The organism is Sporosarcina koreensis (genome assembly GCF_042655825.1).
In the GTDB taxonomy this organism is placed as follows: domain Bacteria; phylum Bacillota; class Bacilli; order Bacillales_A; family Planococcaceae; genus Sporosarcina; species Sporosarcina koreensis.
The window spans coordinates 125,694-142,387 of the sequence record NZ_JBHSNP010000028.1; the positions used below are offsets into that span (position 1 = coordinate 125,694).

The following is a 16,694-nucleotide window of genomic DNA, read 5'->3' on the forward strand; positions in this document are numbered from 1 at the left end:
AAACGCTTGGACCAATTTAGGATCCAAGCGTTTTTTCATTCCCAAATCTGCCGTATATCCGCAATCGGTCCGAGCTTGGTGAAGTCTTCGCGATCCATTACGGCGATCAGTTTTCCTGCTGTCTCTTCCGCACTGCTTAAATGCCCTTGTTCCTTGTAGTCGACGAATCGGTCGTGCAATGGGAATTCGTCAGCATTGCTTGCCCGAATCGTTTCCTGCATGCCGGTGTCGATGATTCCAGGCGCAATTGAAATAATATCGACGGGGTATTCGGCTTTTTCCTGTTCAAGTGAAACAACTCGGGAAAAATGGTCGAGCCCCGCTTTCGTCGTGCAATAAACACCCCATCCTTCGTATGGATTCCTGCCTGCCCCAGAAGAAATATTGACAATCCTTTTTTTGCCTTGGAATTTCTCCAATGCTGAGATGAATGCATTCGATAGGATCATCGGTGCCGTCAAATTGACAGCAAGCGCTTGCGTCAGTTTCATTTCGTCAACCGTGCCGATCAAACCGATTGGTTCCACCGTTCCTGCATTATTAATCAATGTGAAGGAAGTTGCAGAGGCAATATTGTCTTCCACAATTGTGCGCACCTTTTCTGCCAATTGGTCGGTCTGAGAAAGATCCGCAGTCACCATGTCATTAACTTGGCTTTCATTTGTCCTCGCAATGCCGATCACCTGGTCCCCCCTCAACTTTAACTGTCTCATCAATTCAAAACCGATTCCTTTTGATGCACCGGTTACAATAAATATGTTCATCTGACTTCCCCCTTCAAATAATCGTCGAATTCAGCAATCCATGATTCTCCATGAAGCGCATCTTCCCCTTTTTTCACCTTTGCCGGAATCTCAAAATAAGCAATCCAAATGTATAACGCGATTGCAAGGATAGTGATTACCCCGATAATCAATCTTCTCTTCTCCATCACCGCTCCCCCATTCCCCTCGTTTTACAACAGTTTACCATGTTGGATGGGGGATTGGAGGAATGAAAATAGCCAATCCCCTCAAAACTTGAAGGGATTGGCCTGATATTGTCATTTAAATATTTTTATCTTCACTTGTTTTCTTCCCCATTTATACGCTTCGCTTTTGCTCGGGAAGAAGACATCGATTTTATTTCCTTTGATCGCGCTGCCGGTATCTCCAGCAATGGCATATCCATACCCTTCCACGTACACTTTTGTGCCTAATGGTATAATGGAGGGGTCAACAGCAATCACTTTTGCATCGGGATTGCGCTTCAAGTTGATGCCTGTTGAAGTGATGCCGGAACAGCCGTTGCAATTCGCTGTATAAGCACTTGCGGAAACCGTGATTTCCTTTACTACATTGTCATCATCGGATCGTGATGGTGTTTTGGCAGCCTTGGGTTTCGATTGCGCCTTAACGTTCGTGTTTGTCTTGACGACATGTAAGTTCTGATTTGGATGAATGAGGTCCGACTTGATGCCATTCCATGTTTTCAATTCTTTTACGGTGATCTTATGCATTGCTGCAATACTGTAAAGCGTGTCACCATTTTTGACCGTATACGTTGAAGAGGCTGCAAAACTTTCGGTCGAACTACCGATCAATAAAACTACTGTAAAAATAAGCGTCACAATATGTTTTCTCAAGTTTTCTACTCCCCGCCTTTTTAGTCTACTCATAGATTAGCAGTGAAGTATTACATTGATGTTACAATTTGCAACCAGTATCGTTACAAAAGAAAAGTGATTATTACATTGGAAGGAAGATGAAAATTGACTGAAATTTTAGTGAGAATGGCAAGGAGGAACGAAGCAAAAACCCTTGCTGACTTGCTTTCAAGATGCCAGTGGTTCACTTACGAAAAGCTGTTTTCATCTGGCTATATTGAAGATTTAATTGCGAAATATTACAGTGTCGAACGCGTCGAACAGGAAGTCACAACAATCGACAAAAGCTGGCATGGCTATATTGTTGCTGAAAGCGGAGGAAGCATTGTCGGAGTTATCGGCGGAGGGATGAAGGATGAGACAGATGGGGAAATTTATGTCTTCTACGTCGCCCCGGAAGCAAGAGGGACTGGAATCGGTTCAAAACTGCTCAATTTTTATACAAAAATACAAAAGCATACGTATGGGGCGGATCGGCAATGGGTGTCGGTTGCAAAAGGCAATATGTATGGAATCCCTTTTTACGAGGCGAAAGGCTTTGCATTCGAGCGTGAAGAGTTGTCGTATGGAGCAAGCGAGGAAGATGAAGATATTTCACTCGTCTATACACGTCAAATCTGAATCTAATATATTGCATATCCCCTCTTTCCCCATGAATTCTTTTCATGTATACTAATAGTACTAGAAATGAAGTGGGATATGCTATTCAAATTGCAAGCAGGATGGTGATCAGCAATGCCGATACCTTCGGAACATCAAAGACCGACACGCGTAACAGCGAAAGAAAGTGCATTTACTCAATTGCAGCAATGGATTATCGACGGAACATTGCAGCCAGGCGAAAAGCTGAATGATATTGAATTGGCGGAAGCGCTAGGCGTTAGCAGAACGCCGATCCGCGAGTCGCTTCAGTTATTGGAAGTACAAGGATTTGTCAAAATGTATCCGGGAAAAGCCACACAGGTGACTGAGGTGGACAAAGAGTCGATCAATGACCTATTGCCGCCCCTAGCCGCCATGCAAGCGCTATCCACAGAGCTTGCAGCACCCAATTTGGATGAAGACGCCATAAAGGAATTGGAAGAGACGAATGAACGTTTCGCCAAAGCAGTCCAGAAAGAAGATTATTTTACGGCATTGAAAATCGATGAGGACTTTCATCAAATCATCGTCGACCAAGCGGCAAACAAATATATTCATTCTATCGTAGCTTCTTTGCAGACCCATGTACGCCGGCTCTTCTTCCATAACTCAATCATTTTGACGGAAAAGTCCATTGATGAACATAAGGATATTATCAGGTTGCTGAAAGATGGCAATGGAGAAAAAGCGGCGGCGATCATGCGTGAAAACTGGCTCCGTGCAATTGAAGAATTTCGTTCTAAAAAAACAAAATAAAAAAAGCGCTCCAATTTATTAATTGGAGTGCTTTTTATATTGCATAGATGGCTGAAACAATTTTGCAATGATGCCCGTGAATAGCATGACAATCACTACCGGAAGAAGCCAGCCGAGGCCTTCACTATAATACGGTAAAACCTGTTCGTAAAACGACACGATCCCGCTAAGCCAGTTTGGCCACTCATTTTCCGAAGCTCCAAGCGTTCCATATAAAGTCTTCACACCATCAATCACACTGATCATAAATGCAACAGCAGTCGCACTGACGTAGACGATTCTTGAATGATTGAACAACGGCGATGTGAATGTCAGCAGCATAAGGACGACAGCTAACGGATATAAAAACATCAATACCGGAATCGAATACGTAATGATATTCGCTAAGCCGAAGTTCGATACGATGAAGCAAAATGTCGTGAAAATCATAACAAAGGCTTTGTAGCTCACTTTTGGAACGATTGTATGGAAATATTCACCGCAAGCAGTGATTAAGCCGATGCTCGTCGTCAAACAAGCGAGAATGATGATGACTGCAAGCATGACTGAACCAAACGTTCCGAAATAATAGGAGGCTGCGCCGCTTAATACGGGGCCGCCCGTATCTAAAAGACCGAATTTCTCAGTTGTCGTAGCCCCCAGATAAGCAATCCCTACATATAAAAGCGCAAGGAATCCGGCTGCAACGAAACCTGTTTTTGCTGTTGCCGAAAGGATTTGGACCTTGTCCGTAACACCCATGGAACGGATGACATTGATGACGATGATTCCGAATACAAGCGACGCCAAAGCATCCATTGTGTTGTACCCTTCCATGAAGCCTTTCATGAACGCCCCATTTGCATATGCATCCACAGGGGATTGGACCGCCCCCATCGGATTAATGAAAGCTACGACCAGCAAAACGAGCAACAAAACGATGATAGCCGGCGACATAATTTTACCGACACGATCAACAATCTTTGCCGGGTTAAGCGATAGCCATAATGTCACTCCGAAAAAGATGAGAGTGAAGATGAACAAAGCAATACGCATCGAATCTTCCGGGATGAATGTGGAGATGCCGATATCAAACGCGACCGCCCCGGTACGTGGAGCAGCAAAGAATGGGCCAATCGTCAAATATAATAATGATGTGAATAAGACTGCGTAGACCGGATGTACACGGCTTGCCAAGTCTTGCAAGTTCCGGCTTCCTGAAAAGCCCATTGCAAGGATGCCAAGAAAAGGCAGGCCAACCCCTGTAATCAGAAAGCCAATGACTGCAGGCCATAGATTCGTCCCTGCATTTTGACCCAATTGAGCGGGAAAGATCAAGTTTCCGGCGCCAAAGAATAGAGCGAATAGCATAATTCCAATTAAAAGATACGATGAAAAAGACAGTTTCGTTTGCATGGTGTGTAAACCCCTTCATGTTGAAAATCTCGCTTTATGTTGTATGCAATATATCGCGTTTGTTTATAATAAACCCGTTCCCTTTAAAATGCAATAGTAAAATATTTTTAAATTGGATTATTTTATTAGATTTAGTGAATGTAGCGCAGTCATAAAAAAACGGACGGGAGGTTGTCAGTAACCTCCCGCCAGCTTCATTTCAAAACAAACCTTGTAACACTATGCCCTTCCCTTGATTTCTGTACTTCAAGTATAGCCGGGAAAGCAGTTTTCAACTCTTCCACATGTGAGATGACGCCGATCATTCTGCCGGATTTTTGCAAATCGACAAGTGTATCAACCGCCTTTTGCAAAGCTTCCTCGTCCAGTGTTCCGAACCCTTCGTCGATGAACATCGTTTCGATGGACACGGCGCCTTGATGGCTCTGGATGACGTCCGCCATACCTAGAGCCAAGCTCAGTGAGGCATTGAACTTCTCTCCCCCGGACAAGGTTTTCACATCCCTGCTTTGTCCGGTGTAGGCATCGTGCACATCGAGTCCTAAGCCGCTTTGCCTGCCCCGGACTTCTTGACGATCGCTTCGGATCAATTCATATTGCCCGTTCGATAGATTCCGCAGCCTTTCATTCGCAGATTGGATGATCCGCTCAAGATAATCGATTTGAATGAAACGTTCAAATGATAGCTTATGATCGTTCTGGCCGCGTAGACAATCGTATAAGCCTGTAATTTTACCGACTTGTCTTTCCAAGTCGACCACAACTTTTGCTGTTTTTTCAATATCCGAATTCAGCCGTATCAGTGCCTTTTGACATTCAATGGAATGATTCCACTCCGCGAACGCTTTTTCATAAGCCGATTTCAAAGAGTGAATTGTTTCTGCCAGGCCTACTAAATCGGTCTTTTCTTTTCCAACTAGGTTGGCTTCCAACTCATCTATCGCTTCCTTCGTCGTATGAAGACGCTGCTTGAACTGCAAAATGTATTCCTTCAAGTGCAGCCTGTCCTCTTCCGCCATCTTCGCTTGCCGGTATTCCTCTTCCGTGTTAAATTCAGAAGCTAGCAAGCCCTTCTTGAATCTGTCTTCCGCTTGATCCCTTTTCGCAACGTATTCATCCGCGGACTTTTTTAAATGGTGCTCGGAATTGATGGAAGTGGCCCGCCGTTCCCTTGCTTCTTCCAGGCTTTTTCGCGCCCGCTGCCAAGCTTCGTCCATTTGGCGTTTCCGTATTTCTGTTTCCTTGATTTCCATTTGAATTCGTGTCAGATCTCGAAGCCCTTCCGGAATCGAAGAAAGCTCCCTCTCCAACAGTGCAGATTCTTGCGCAAATAACGTTTTCTGTTCAAATAATTGCTGTTCGATTTCCGACTTTCGTGTAGTCCATTCTGTTGTTTCCTTGTCAGCTTTCTTATGAAGCCCCTTCAATGAAACTAGTTCATTTCGTACATTTTTTAACTGTTCCACTGTCTTCGAAGTTTGTTGTCCTTTGTTAAATAGGACATCTAGACTGTCTGTTACTTCCTGTTCATTCATTTCCTGTTCTTTTGCTGTTATCTGAGAAAGAACACTTTCACATTTCGCCTCTGCAGATCGGAATGCACTTTCAACTTCTGTCAATGAAGTTCTTTTTGCTTCTAGCTGTTCACGGGAAACCGCTTTGGCATCATGTCCGCTTGTTTTAGAAGGGTGGTGGGCGCTGCCGCATACAGGGCAAGGCTCCCCATCCTTCAATGTCTGTGCCAAATGTGCGGCTTGGTCATCCAACCAAGCAGTTTGCATTTGCTCAAATTCATTTTTCGTTTGGATGAATTTAGCGGATGCAAGCTCTTTCATTTCCAAACAAATTGCGGATTCTTTCTTCAGATTTTCATAGTCCCGGACGATCTTGTAATGCAACCTGATTGTGTTCAGCTGTTCAAGCAGCTCGTCATATGGAGCAATCGTCTTTTCAGCATTCTCAATTTGTACAGTCAGATCGGCGACTTTCCGCTTTTCCGCTTCCGCCTTTTCAGCAGTCACAGCTAATTCGCCTTCCAGTTTCCCGATTCTCGTTTTAACGTTTTGTACATTTGCTTCTTTAGCTTCCAAGTCCGTCACGGCAGGGAGATGATCGCGCAACCTTATGAGCTGTTCTGCAACTGCCCCTCTTTCCTGCTCTTTCCCCTCTTCTTCCTTATAAGCAAGCTCTTTCTCCTGCAGCCATTCTGTCGCTTCTTGTACGGTTGCACTGGCTTTTTGCAATTCATTTCCCTTCAACTTCGCTTCCTCAGCAAACATCCGGAATTGGCCTTCGATTTCATGGATGACCGATGCCCGCTCAGCATCCGCAATACGTTTTTCCTTCAACTGAACAGATGGGATTTCTTCCTTGAGTTTTACAAGGGCAATTTTACGCTGTTCCAGCTGTTCAAATAGCTCATTGTATTTTTTAGCCGTATGGTATGACTCCAACTTTTCAGCATGTTGTTGATAAGCGGCTGTATACTTCGTTTCATCTTCGGCACTTTTCTTTGTATAATGGCCGATTTCCTGTTCAAGCCCGTCCATTATTTGCGAAGTGTTCGCGTATTCCTGTGATAAAACCTCAAAAATTAGTGACTCCCTAGGAGGAATGAGGTTCGTGATTTGCTGGATAAACCCATCCACTTTCCTCTTTTCGTCCAGCAATTGTTGATTCGCGTCGTCTCTCCTCATCTTCAAACGATTGACGAGTTCCCTGTACTCTTCCGTTTTGAAGATTTTCCTCATGATTGTTTCTTTGTTTTCAGTATCAGATGTGAGGAACTTCCGGAATTCACCTTGCGGGAGCATAACAATCTGGCTGAATTGGGCCTGTGTGAAACCGACAAGCTCCTCGACTTTGCGGTTGATCTCCGAGACAATTTGACGATCGACAAATGGAACTTCCCCGCCATCTACCAATTCAAAAAACTCACATCTCGCAGTCGTTTCAGTTTTATTGCCGATTTTCGTGTAGGGGATCTGCCTCATGATCCGGAAAGTACGGCGGTTTATTTCAAAAATCAATTCAACAGCTGTCTGGACGGCGTCATCCGCAAAATCGCTGCGCATTGAGCGGAATTCCGTCCGATCCTCACCGCTAGCCTGTCCATATAAAGCAAAGCAGATGCCGTCAAAAATCGTCGTCTTGCCAGCACCTGTCGCTCCGGAAACGACAAATAGCCGGTGCTCTTCAAGCTGACGGAAATCGATTGTTTCCGTCCCTTTATACGGGCCGAAAGCGGTCATCGTCAATTGGATCGGCTTCATTTATCTTCACCCCCTTTGACTTCTTGCAACACTTCAGCAAAGATCCTCTCCGTTTCAGCGTCGGGCTCCATATCGCTCATCTCGGAATAAAAGAATCGGAACAATGTCAAATCATCCGGCTTTTCCTTGACCGCGGCTGATTGCAGTTCGGTTGCGGCCGCTGTCCTTACCAATTTTCTTTCAATATGCATGGCATTCGGAAAGACGGATTTCACTTTTTCCATTGGAAATAAAACAGGCGTTTCATCATGCAGCGTCACAAATACATAATCGTCGCTTGGCGGATGAGCAAGGATCTCTTCCATCGTCCCCGCAACTGTCCGCATATCATATAAAGGAGCAAGCACTCTCTTTTCGACTTCCACATTACCTTCGCCGTCCATTTCCACAATGAAAAACCCTTTTGCATGTCTCTCTTCTGAAATCGAATATTTCATCGGGGAACCTGCATATCGGATTTTTTCATTCAGAACATGATGTGCCTGGTGCAGGTGGCCGAGCGCGGTATAATCGAATGATGTAAACAGATGGGCTGCCACGTATTCCGCCCCTCCAATTGCAAGAGGGCGCTCTGAATCGCTCGTATTTTTTTCTTCTTCCCCAAAAGGCGTCACAAAGGCATGTCCCACAAACACATGACGGGCGGCCTCATCCATCGATTCGCTAATCTTCCCGATGACTTTCTCCATCGCCGTATGATGATCGACGACATCGTCATCTACATATAAATGCTTCACAATTGACGGATCGCAATACGGAACAAGATGAAAATGGACTTCTCCAAAATGATCTCTCAGAATGACCGGCTCTATTTGCGCAGTCATTTGGCCGACGATATGGAAGCCATTCGATTGCATCAATCTGCTGCCGAATTGCAGACGTCCGGGACTATCATGGTTTCCAGCCACTGCAATGACCGGGGTCTTCAACTCCATGACAATTTCCCAAAGGACTTCATCCAATAACGCGACTGCTTCCGGCGGTGGAACCGCCCGATCGTAAAGATCGCCCGCAATGACGACCGCGTCAGGCTTCTCTGCCCGTACGGCGTCAACGAATTGACGAAGGACATGCCTTTGCCCTTCCGTCATATAAACGCCTTGCACAAGCTTGCCAAGATGCCAATCAGCAGTGTGAAAAAACTTCATTTTCGTCAACTCCCCCTCTATGTTATCTACCATTCATTTTACAGGAAACTTGTTCGAAGGGGCATGATAAAAAGAAAAACGGGAATTAGTAAAAATATCTTTACTCTGAATTTGTTTTATACTATAATTGAAAAAAGTTGCACGAAGGAAACTTTATTGTAGTCTTGCAATATACTAGTTAATATCCCATTGAAAATATACTCTTCACCCAAACTATTATTTTTTTTACACAATAAGTTGCACAAGGGAAAGTTTTTTCTTTCCCAATCCGAATCTAGGAGGAATAATAATGTCGAATGTCATTTCTGTGAAAGACGTATCGGTTTCCTACTTTGGGAAACAAGTTCTTGAAGATGTTTCTTTTGAATTCACATCCGGTAATTTAATTGGCATTTTGGGGCCAAATGGAGCAGGAAAATCCACATTGATGAAGGCGATGCTCGGTTTAATTCCAAAAGATAAAGGCATCATTGAAATCAATTCCAAACCAATAAATGATTTCAAAAAGAAGATCGCTTATGTTCCACAACGTTCGAATATCGATTGGAACTTTCCAATCACAGTAAAAGACACTGTTGTCATCGGGACTTACCCATTATTAGGTCTTTTCCATAGGCCCCGGAAAGAAGAAAAGGAATGGGCAATGAGCTGCCTCGAACAAGTAGGTATGCAGGATTTTGCCAATCGCCAAATCGGTGAATTGTCAGGCGGTCAACAACAACGAATATTTCTTGCAAGGGCACTTGCACAAAAGGCGGATTACTTCTTTTTAGATGAACCGTTCGTCGGCATTGATGTCTCAAGCGAAGAAGTGATCATTGGTATTTTAAAAAAGGTGCAGTGCGAAGGCAAAATTGTCTTTGTCGTCCATCACGACTTGACAAAGGTGAAAAACTATTTTGATGAACTTGTTTTAATCAATAAGCAGCTTATCGATGCTGGTCCGGTTCAACAAGTCTTCCAATCCGAAAATATGGCAAAAGCATACGAAAGGCCAGTTTCAATGCTGTTTGATTTGGGGGTTCAAATGTAATGGAATTTCTACATGATTTACAGACCTACGCGTTTTTACAAAAGGCCTTCGTAACATCCATAATGGTCGGTATCATTTGTGGAGTCATCGGCAGTTTCATTATACTTCGGGGCATGGCATTGATGGGAGACGCCATATCACACGCAGTATTGCCGGGAGTCGCCATTTCCTACATGCTTGGCATCAATTACTTCTACGGCGCCGTATTCGCTGGGATTTTAACCTCATTCGGCATTGGTGCAATCACACAACACAGCCGCATTAAAAATGATTCATCAATCGGTTTAGTCTTCTCTGCATTCTTCGCACTTGGAATTATTTTAATTACACGAGCTAGGAGCGCAACTGATTTAACCCAGATACTTTTCGGAAACGTGTTGGCAGTTAGATCATCTGATATGTGGCTCACACTAGCAGTCGGCAGTTTCGTCATTCTCGTCGTGATCATCTTCTATAAAGAGCTGCTTGTCTCAAGCTTCGATGAAACGATGGCGGCTGCGTATGGCCTGAAAGTCAGATTTATTCACTATTCCATCATGTTTCTATTAACTCTTGTAACTGTTGCGTCCTTACAAACTGTAGGCGTCATTCTAGTCGTGTCCATGCTCATCACACCGGCTTCCACAGCCTATCTATTAACGAACCGGCTCTCTGTAATGATCCTTCTCGCATCATTTTTCGGCGCATTATCAGCTATTGTGGGGTTATACTTCAGCTTTGAATACAACATGCCTTCAGGACCAGTGATTGCACTGGCAACAACCGCGTTATTTCTTTTGGCGTTCCTTTTTTCACCGAAACAAGGAATCGTCACTCGGAAATTCCAGTCGTTCAGCCGGAAGAAACTTGCATGATGGAAAATCCGTTATGAAGATAAAATTTTAAAGAATAAGGAGTAGAATCAGGAATGAAAAAATTACGTACATGGATTGGTTTATCTCTGCTCTCCGTCTTTTTACTGGCAGCTTGTGGAGATGATGGTAAGTCTGAAAGCCATGCTCCAACAGGCGATCAGCCACTTAAAGTAGTAACGTCCTTCACAATCATCGCTGATATGGCAAGAGAAATCGGTGGGGACTTGGTAGAAGTCCATAACCTTGTACCGACCGGAACAGACCCACATGAATATGAACCTTTACCAGCTGACATTAAAGCTGCAACCGATGCAGATGTCCTTTTCTATAATGGGCTGAACCTCGAGGGCGGAAAAAAAGGCTGGTTCTTTAAAATGATTGATACGGTTAAGCAGAAAGACGAAAATGTTTTCAGCTTGACCGAGCGTGTTGAACCGATGTATTTGAAAGGCGAGGACGGCCGTGAAGAGGAAATTAACCCACATGCATTCATAGACCCTTCCGTCGGTGTGAAGATGGCTGAGGATATGCGTGACATACTTGTGAAAAAACATCCATCTAAAAGCGATGAAATTCAAAAACGCGGGGATGCATATGTGCAACGTTTGAAAGAAATCGACAAAGAATACGAAGAGCGAATTAATGATATACCGGAACAAAAACGTATATTGGTCACAAGTGAACGGGCTTTCCAATATATGACTTCCCATTATGGATTAAAAGAAGCCTATATTTGGGAAATCGATACGGAAGAGAACGGCTCACCAATTCAAATTAAAAATTTGATCGAGTTCATCAAAACACATGAAGTGCATGTCCTGTTTATGGAGTCCAATGTGGATCCACGTCCGATGGAAACAGTTTCAAATGAAACCGGAGTACGTATTGCTGAAAAGAAAATCTATTCGGATGAAATCGGAAAACCTGGTGATGAAGTCGATACGTATGTAAAGTACCTGAATTACAACATCGATTTGATTCATGATGAACTTACTAAATGATACAAAACCCGCATTCCAGCTAAATCACAGCTTGAATGCGGGTTTTTCTATGGTTAGTCTTGGTAGAACACTTTATCTACATTGTATTTTGCTCGCAATGTATTGATGATATAGGTTTCATAGATTTCCCGTTCCATCGGATCTTCTACAATGATGACGGAAATTTTGTTGATTTCGTTTCGATGGTTTTTTACTGGTGAGACATTGTCTTCAAGATGCTTTTTCACACGCTGACGGAGCTTTCTTGCTTTTCCTCCAAAAAGGAGTTCGTCGCTTTTATTGTAAAAAAGGATAAGGCCGCCTTTATCGCGCGGGATTTCATGGATGTCGATGAAACCGTTGATCGGTTTGATCGGTGCCTCGTCTCCAGTTATTTTTTGTTCGCGTTGGATGATCGTAACGTCCGGGTTAGGTATTGTAATTGAAATCAATTTACTTTCACGTCCTCTTCTTTTGTGAGCTTCCATCCTACCACAAAATGACTTCGAATGCGAAATGTTATGTCACTCCATATAGTGATCTTCCCAAGTCTTGCTTTCATATAATAATTGACTGCCCAAAAGGAGGAAATTATTATATGGATGATTTCCCATTAGTGATTCAAACGAGGAAGCTGCCTAACACCTCTTCTAAAGTGAAGGTATATTACCCGGTTATTACGGATATGAGTGATGGGACTATTCAAAGGAGTCTTAATCATACGATTATCAATACATTAAATGAAATGCTTGTGGAACAGAATTTCTATGATGGAAGTCTTGTTGAGATGGTTGCCAATTTTGAAGTGAAAACGAATGAGAGAGGCGTTCTCAGTTTACTCCTTATCGTCTATTCATTTACAGGCGGTGCCCATGGAATGACGGTCTCCAAAGCGTTGACCTTTGACACGAGAACCGGCAAACAATATGAATTGGAGGAGCTATTCAAAGCGGATAGCGATTATGTAAAAAAAATTTCTGATATTATCCGGGAAGATATTAAGAAGTGGAAGATAGATTTACTAGATCCCCCTTTTAAAAGCATTCGAAAAGATCAGGATTTCTATATAGCAGATACTTCCATCGTTATCTTTTTCCAACTATACGAAATTACTCCTTATTATTGGGGGTTCCCGTACTTCCCAATCCCACTGCTCGATTTGAGAGATATTATAAAACCCAATTCTCCATTGGATCGGATGATGGCCTTTACGTAACAAAAGCGTAGGGCGCCTGCTTAGAGGTGAAAGGCAAAGCCGTCACGAAGAACGGCTTTTGCGACCACAAGCGCAGCGTTGGGAGCAAGTATTTTGAGGCTGTTATCCTTATTTCCAGCGCCCGAAGTCTAGACGTAACAAAAGCGTACAGCGAATAGTAGCTGCACGCTTTTTTAATCAACAAACCGGGACAATGAGGTTTGCTTCATTGTTCTTCGGTGAATTCACTGCAGATGAGACGCTATATGCATCCATCTGATTTTCATCGAACGGACGCAACATATTCCCCAGGAAATTCATATCATCATTTCGAGGATCAAGCCATGCTGCCTCGTCTTCCCTATTCAAAATGACCGGCATCCTGTCATGAATCGGTTTCATCAATTCATTCGGCGCGGTTGTGATGGCCGTGCAAGTATGGATGACCTTTCCGTCAGGGGATTTCCAAGATTCCCACAGCCCTGCGATGGCGAACAATTCATCGTTCTTCAGCTTGATGCGCATCGGAATCTTCTCCCCGTCTTTTCGTTGCCATTCATAAAAAGAATCCGCTGGAAGGATGCAACGCTGCCTTTGGAAAGCTTTCCGGAAGCTCGGTTTCTCGGCCACCGTTTCGGCACGGGCATTGATCATTTTATAGCCGATTTTCTCATCCTTTGCCCATGGCGGAATAAGCCCCCACCGAAGATGACCCAATCGATTCTTCCGCCCATCATTAATGATCGCCACCACTTGTTGAGAAGGGGCGATGTTGTAGCTCGGTATATAATCGCTTTCTGCAAATGCCGATTCAATATCAAATCGGTCAATGATTTCGTAATACGGGGCAAATAAAGTGAAGCGGCCACACATGGATATCCTCCTCTTACTTTCATGATTATTTAGTCAATGGTATCATGTCTATTGAGTAGTTTCATGAAAAGTGTCATCGGAGGGGTTTATTATGAAGCGAACACTGGTCATCAGCGACATCCACGGAGAGCTTGCGTTATTCGAAGAGTTATTGCAACATATCGGATATCATCCCGATCAGGATCAGCTCATTCTTTTGGGGGACTATATCGATCGCGGTCCTCACTCAAAAGAGGTCCTCGACAAAGTAATGAAGCTGAGTGACGAGGGGGCTGTCGTCCTCAAAGGGAATCATGAAGATATGATGGTGAGGGCATTAATAGATGGCGAAGAAAGGGTTTGGAAGAACTGGATCAATCGGAATGGCGGCACTGAAACGTTAAAGAGCTATGGTTTTGCAGAAAAAGATTTCAAAGTCGAGGAAGAGGAACCATTCGTCAAGCCGGCTATCCATTCGAAGGAATTGGAAGATCATCTTCATTTCATTCAAAATCTTGATACGTACTTGGAATGGGAAGATACGATTTTTGTCCATGCAGGCGTCCATCCGGAAAAACCGATAGAAGAAACCGATCCTTATGAGCTGATTTGGATCCGAGACGTTTTCCACAATGGATATTGCGGCGAAAAAACAGTTATATTTGGACATACCCCGACGAAAAATCTACATAAGGACAAGCAAGGCTGTTCAGTCTATTTTGGCGACAACCGGATAATCGGAATCGATGGCGCCGCTGTATACGGCGGGCAGTTGAACTGCCTTCAGCTTCCTGAAAAAGTCGTTTACTCCGTGAAAGCCAAGGAAAAAAAGAACTCGGAAAAAGGTGAAACTAATGACAAACAAAAAGTATAAAGCATTGGTAACAGATCGAATCTTCTTCGGCGGTGTCGACGCAATTGATGAATTGATGGCTAATGAAAAAATTGATGTCATCTATGACTTGCGTGCAACAGTGGACAGCCCGTTACCGAGCGATATAAGCGTCCATCAGCCGCTGCTCGATGATGAGAATGAACAGGACAAATCAATTCGTGAAGCTGTAAACAAAGTAGTGGAAGCATACAAAGAAGGTAAAAACGTGTATTTCCATTGCAACACTGGAAGAGGACGTGGAGGCACACTAGCTGCTGCCACATTGCTCGAATTAGGTAAAGCGGAGAACGTAGAGGAAGCGGAATTGATGACGGAGGCAATACGTCCCGAAACAAACATCAAACCCGCATTCAAAGAAGCATTGAATCGGCTGTACGGAAAATAAAAAAATGGAGGCCGGGTATTTCCCCGCCTCCACTTTATTTGTCAAAGGATTATTTCCTTTTCCCACTTGTCTTCTTCTTTTTAACTTCTTCTTCAATCTTCTCGAATCGCCTAATATCAGTCGGTCTGACTGTAATCGGCTCCTTCGTTAACAACTTCCCTAATGAAAAAATGAGCAATATGAGAAACAGCGTAAATGGAAGTGCTGACACAAGAGATGCAGATTGCAACGCCTCCAGACCGCCGGCATAAAGCAAAACTGCAGCAATTGCGGACATGAGGAAGCCCCAAGTCATCTTAACGATAAGCGGAGGGAACAAGCTGCCTCTCGTCGTCATACTTGCCAATATATAAGTTGCAGAATCTGCAGATGTAATCAAGAAAGTAAAAATGAGAACGATGGATAAGAATGAAACGGCACCTGTGAATGGTAGGTGCTTCAGCGTTTCGAAAATGGCAGAAGTGACATCCGCATCAACAGCTTCAGCAATCCTTGTACCGTTATTCAAGTCGCTAAATAACGCAGTCCCGCCCAATGTGGCAATCCACATGCAGGCAAACACGGGTGGAATGATCATGACTCCCGCGATGAACTCCCGGATTGTACGGCCTTTCGATACACGGGCAACGAACGCACCGACGAAAGGCGACCAAGCAATCGTCCATGCCCAATAAAAGATCGTCCACTCCCTCACCCACGTTCCTCCCTGATACGGCTGTAACCTCAAACTATAACGAATAAAATTATTAATGTAGTCCCCGATCGCCAAAGTGAAGCTTTCCAATATGAAAACTTTCGGACCGACGAAAAAGAAGAAGACGAGCATTGCAATTGCCATCGCTAAATTGAAATTGCCTAAATACGCAATCCCTTTACTCAACCCAGTTGAAGCTGAAATCATATAGGCGACGAAGACGATGAAAATAATGATTAATTGCACCCAAAACGTGTTTTTCGTCTGAAATACATATTCCAGACCGCCACTCATCTGCAACACGCCCATGCCAAGTGATGTCGCGATCCCCATCACCGTCGCAATAACAGCGAAAGAGTCGATGCCTGTCTTCAAATGCTTATTGGAACCTACCAAAGGCTCCAGTGCTGTAGAAATAAGACCATCTTTCTTTTTCCGGAACTGTAGAAAACCGATGACCAGCCCGACAATGCCAAAAATGCCCCATTGCGAAATTCCCCAATGGAAGAACGAATAGCCCATTGCAATCCGGGCCGCTTCTTGCGATTGCGGTTCGACGCCATTCATAGGGGAAGTAAAGTAATGGCTCATCGGTTCCGCGACTCCCCAGAATACTAGTCCAACCCCGAAACCGGCCGAGAACAGCATGCCGATCCATGTGAAAAAAGGATAATCCGGCCTTTCCTCGTCCCCTCCCAAACGGATTGCACCAAATTTACTTATTGCCAATCCGATTAAAAAAACGATGATAATGAAAACGGTCAATAAATAGAACCAACCGAACTTCGCCGTTGTGTACCCGTATAATTGTCCTGCAACCTTTCCAAAAGGTCCCGGTATGACTGCCCCCAGAACAACAAGGAGTAAAATGACGACTGCCGATATGGAAAATACCGGGTTCTTCCAAAACTTCCTATCCAAAACAAAATCGACTCCCAATAAACATAG

General features: G+C 43.9%; 17 protein-coding genes. 8 read left to right on the top strand and 9 right to left on the bottom strand.

Going from position 1 to position 16,694, the window contains the following annotated elements:
- Positions 1 to 35: 35 nt before the first annotated feature.
- From ACFPTP_RS14725 to ACFPTP_RS14735, 3 genes are all read right to left on the bottom strand, one after another.
- Positions 36 to 764 carry an SDR family NAD(P)-dependent oxidoreductase gene (locus tag ACFPTP_RS14725; RefSeq protein WP_381446305.1) on the bottom strand — a complete coding sequence of 243 codons (729 nt, stop codon included), beginning with the start codon at positions 762 to 764 and terminating at the stop codon, positions 36 to 38.
- Entirely contained in the window at positions 761 to 931 is a 171-nt protein-coding gene (locus tag ACFPTP_RS14730) for a hypothetical protein (RefSeq protein ID WP_381446307.1), read from the bottom strand. Before ACFPTP_RS14730 ends, ACFPTP_RS14725 begins: the two co-directional genes overlap by 4 nt.
- 111 nt (positions 932 to 1,042) lie before the next feature.
- The gene (locus ACFPTP_RS14735; RefSeq protein WP_381446309.1) at positions 1,043 to 1,624 is read right to left on the bottom strand and encodes a 3D domain-containing protein; all 582 of its coding nucleotides are present in this window, start codon (positions 1,622 to 1,624) and stop codon (positions 1,043 to 1,045) included.
- Between the two features lie 126 nt (positions 1,625 to 1,750).
- Here ACFPTP_RS14735 and ACFPTP_RS14740 point away from each other — a divergent pair, with 126 nt between their 5' ends.
- Both ACFPTP_RS14740 and ACFPTP_RS14745 read left to right on the top strand, forming a co-directional pair.
- Positions 1,751 to 2,266: a GNAT family N-acetyltransferase gene (locus tag ACFPTP_RS14740; RefSeq protein WP_381446311.1), complete on the top strand. Its 516-nt coding sequence runs from the start codon at positions 1,751 to 1,753 to the stop codon at positions 2,264 to 2,266.
- Positions 2,267 to 2,380: 114 nt separating this feature from the next.
- Positions 2,381 to 3,043: a GntR family transcriptional regulator gene (locus ACFPTP_RS14745; RefSeq protein ID WP_381446313.1), complete on the top strand. Its 663-nt coding sequence runs from the start codon at positions 2,381 to 2,383 to the stop codon at positions 3,041 to 3,043.
- Positions 3,044 to 3,061: 18 nt separating this feature from the next.
- Here the strand turns inward: ACFPTP_RS14745 and brnQ are convergent, their stop codons facing one another.
- The 3 genes from brnQ to ACFPTP_RS14760 form a co-directional block, all read right to left on the bottom strand.
- On the bottom strand, positions 3,062 to 4,438 hold the full coding sequence (gene brnQ, locus ACFPTP_RS14750) for a branched-chain amino acid transport system II carrier protein (protein WP_381446315.1): 1,377 nt from the start codon (positions 4,436 to 4,438) through the stop codon (positions 3,062 to 3,064).
- A gap of 194 nt (positions 4,439 to 4,632) precedes the next feature.
- On the bottom strand, positions 4,633 to 7,710 hold the full coding sequence (locus ACFPTP_RS14755) for an AAA family ATPase (protein WP_381446317.1): 3,078 nt from the start codon (positions 7,708 to 7,710) through the stop codon (positions 4,633 to 4,635).
- On the bottom strand, positions 7,707 to 8,858 hold the full coding sequence (locus ACFPTP_RS14760; RefSeq protein ID WP_381446319.1) for an exonuclease SbcCD subunit D: 1,152 nt from the start codon (positions 8,856 to 8,858) through the stop codon (positions 7,707 to 7,709). The genes ACFPTP_RS14755 and ACFPTP_RS14760 overlap by 4 nt, the downstream gene beginning before the upstream one ends.
- A 289-nt stretch (positions 8,859 to 9,147) precedes the next feature.
- On the opposite strand from ACFPTP_RS14760, the gene ACFPTP_RS14765 reads away from it, so the two are divergent.
- The 3 genes from ACFPTP_RS14765 to ACFPTP_RS14775 are packed head-to-tail and all read left to right on the top strand — an operon-like array spanning position 9,148 to position 11,746.
- On the top strand, positions 9,148 to 9,891 hold the full coding sequence (locus ACFPTP_RS14765) for a metal ABC transporter ATP-binding protein (protein WP_381446321.1): 744 nt from the start codon (positions 9,148 to 9,150) through the stop codon (positions 9,889 to 9,891).
- Positions 9,891 to 10,745 (top strand): metal ABC transporter permease, encoded by an 855-nt coding sequence (locus ACFPTP_RS14770; protein ID WP_381446323.1) that lies wholly within the window; start codon positions 9,891 to 9,893, stop codon positions 10,743 to 10,745. The genes ACFPTP_RS14765 and ACFPTP_RS14770 overlap by 1 nt, the downstream gene beginning before the upstream one ends.
- Positions 10,746 to 10,798: 53 nt before the next feature.
- The gene (locus ACFPTP_RS14775) at positions 10,799 to 11,746 is read left to right on the top strand and encodes a metal ABC transporter solute-binding protein, Zn/Mn family (protein ID WP_381446325.1); all 948 of its coding nucleotides are present in this window, start codon (positions 10,799 to 10,801) and stop codon (positions 11,744 to 11,746) included.
- A gap of 53 nt (positions 11,747 to 11,799) precedes the next feature.
- On the opposite strand, the gene ACFPTP_RS14780 is transcribed toward ACFPTP_RS14775, so the two are convergent.
- The gene (locus ACFPTP_RS14780; protein WP_381446327.1) at positions 11,800 to 12,213 is read right to left on the bottom strand and encodes a nucleotide excision repair endonuclease; all 414 of its coding nucleotides are present in this window, start codon (positions 12,211 to 12,213) and stop codon (positions 11,800 to 11,802) included.
- A gap of 110 nt (positions 12,214 to 12,323) precedes the next feature.
- On the opposite strand from ACFPTP_RS14780, the gene ACFPTP_RS14785 reads away from it, so the two are divergent.
- Positions 12,324 to 12,941, top strand: coding sequence for a DUF3298 and DUF4163 domain-containing protein (locus tag ACFPTP_RS14785; RefSeq protein ID WP_381446329.1), 618 nt, complete (start codon positions 12,324 to 12,326; stop codon positions 12,939 to 12,941).
- A gap of 177 nt (positions 12,942 to 13,118) precedes the next feature.
- On the opposite strand, the gene ACFPTP_RS14790 is transcribed toward ACFPTP_RS14785, so the two are convergent.
- Complete coding sequence (locus ACFPTP_RS14790; protein ID WP_381446331.1) at positions 13,119 to 13,793, bottom strand: SOS response-associated peptidase; 675 nt, start codon at positions 13,791 to 13,793, stop codon at positions 13,119 to 13,121.
- Positions 13,794 to 13,884: 91 nt separating this feature from the next.
- On the opposite strand from ACFPTP_RS14790, the gene ACFPTP_RS14795 reads away from it, so the two are divergent.
- On the top strand, positions 13,885 to 14,646 hold the full coding sequence (locus ACFPTP_RS14795; RefSeq protein ID WP_381446333.1) for a metallophosphoesterase family protein: 762 nt from the start codon (positions 13,885 to 13,887) through the stop codon (positions 14,644 to 14,646).
- Positions 14,627 to 15,052 (top strand): protein-tyrosine phosphatase family protein, encoded by a 426-nt coding sequence (locus ACFPTP_RS14800; protein ID WP_381446336.1) that lies wholly within the window; start codon positions 14,627 to 14,629, stop codon positions 15,050 to 15,052. The genes ACFPTP_RS14795 and ACFPTP_RS14800 overlap by 20 nt, the downstream gene beginning before the upstream one ends.
- A gap of 49 nt (positions 15,053 to 15,101) precedes the next feature.
- Here the strand turns inward: ACFPTP_RS14800 and ACFPTP_RS14805 are convergent, their stop codons facing one another.
- The gene (locus tag ACFPTP_RS14805) at positions 15,102 to 16,667 is read right to left on the bottom strand and encodes a BCCT family transporter (protein WP_381446338.1); all 1,566 of its coding nucleotides are present in this window, start codon (positions 16,665 to 16,667) and stop codon (positions 15,102 to 15,104) included.
- Between the last annotated feature and the right edge of the window lie 27 nt (positions 16,668 to 16,694).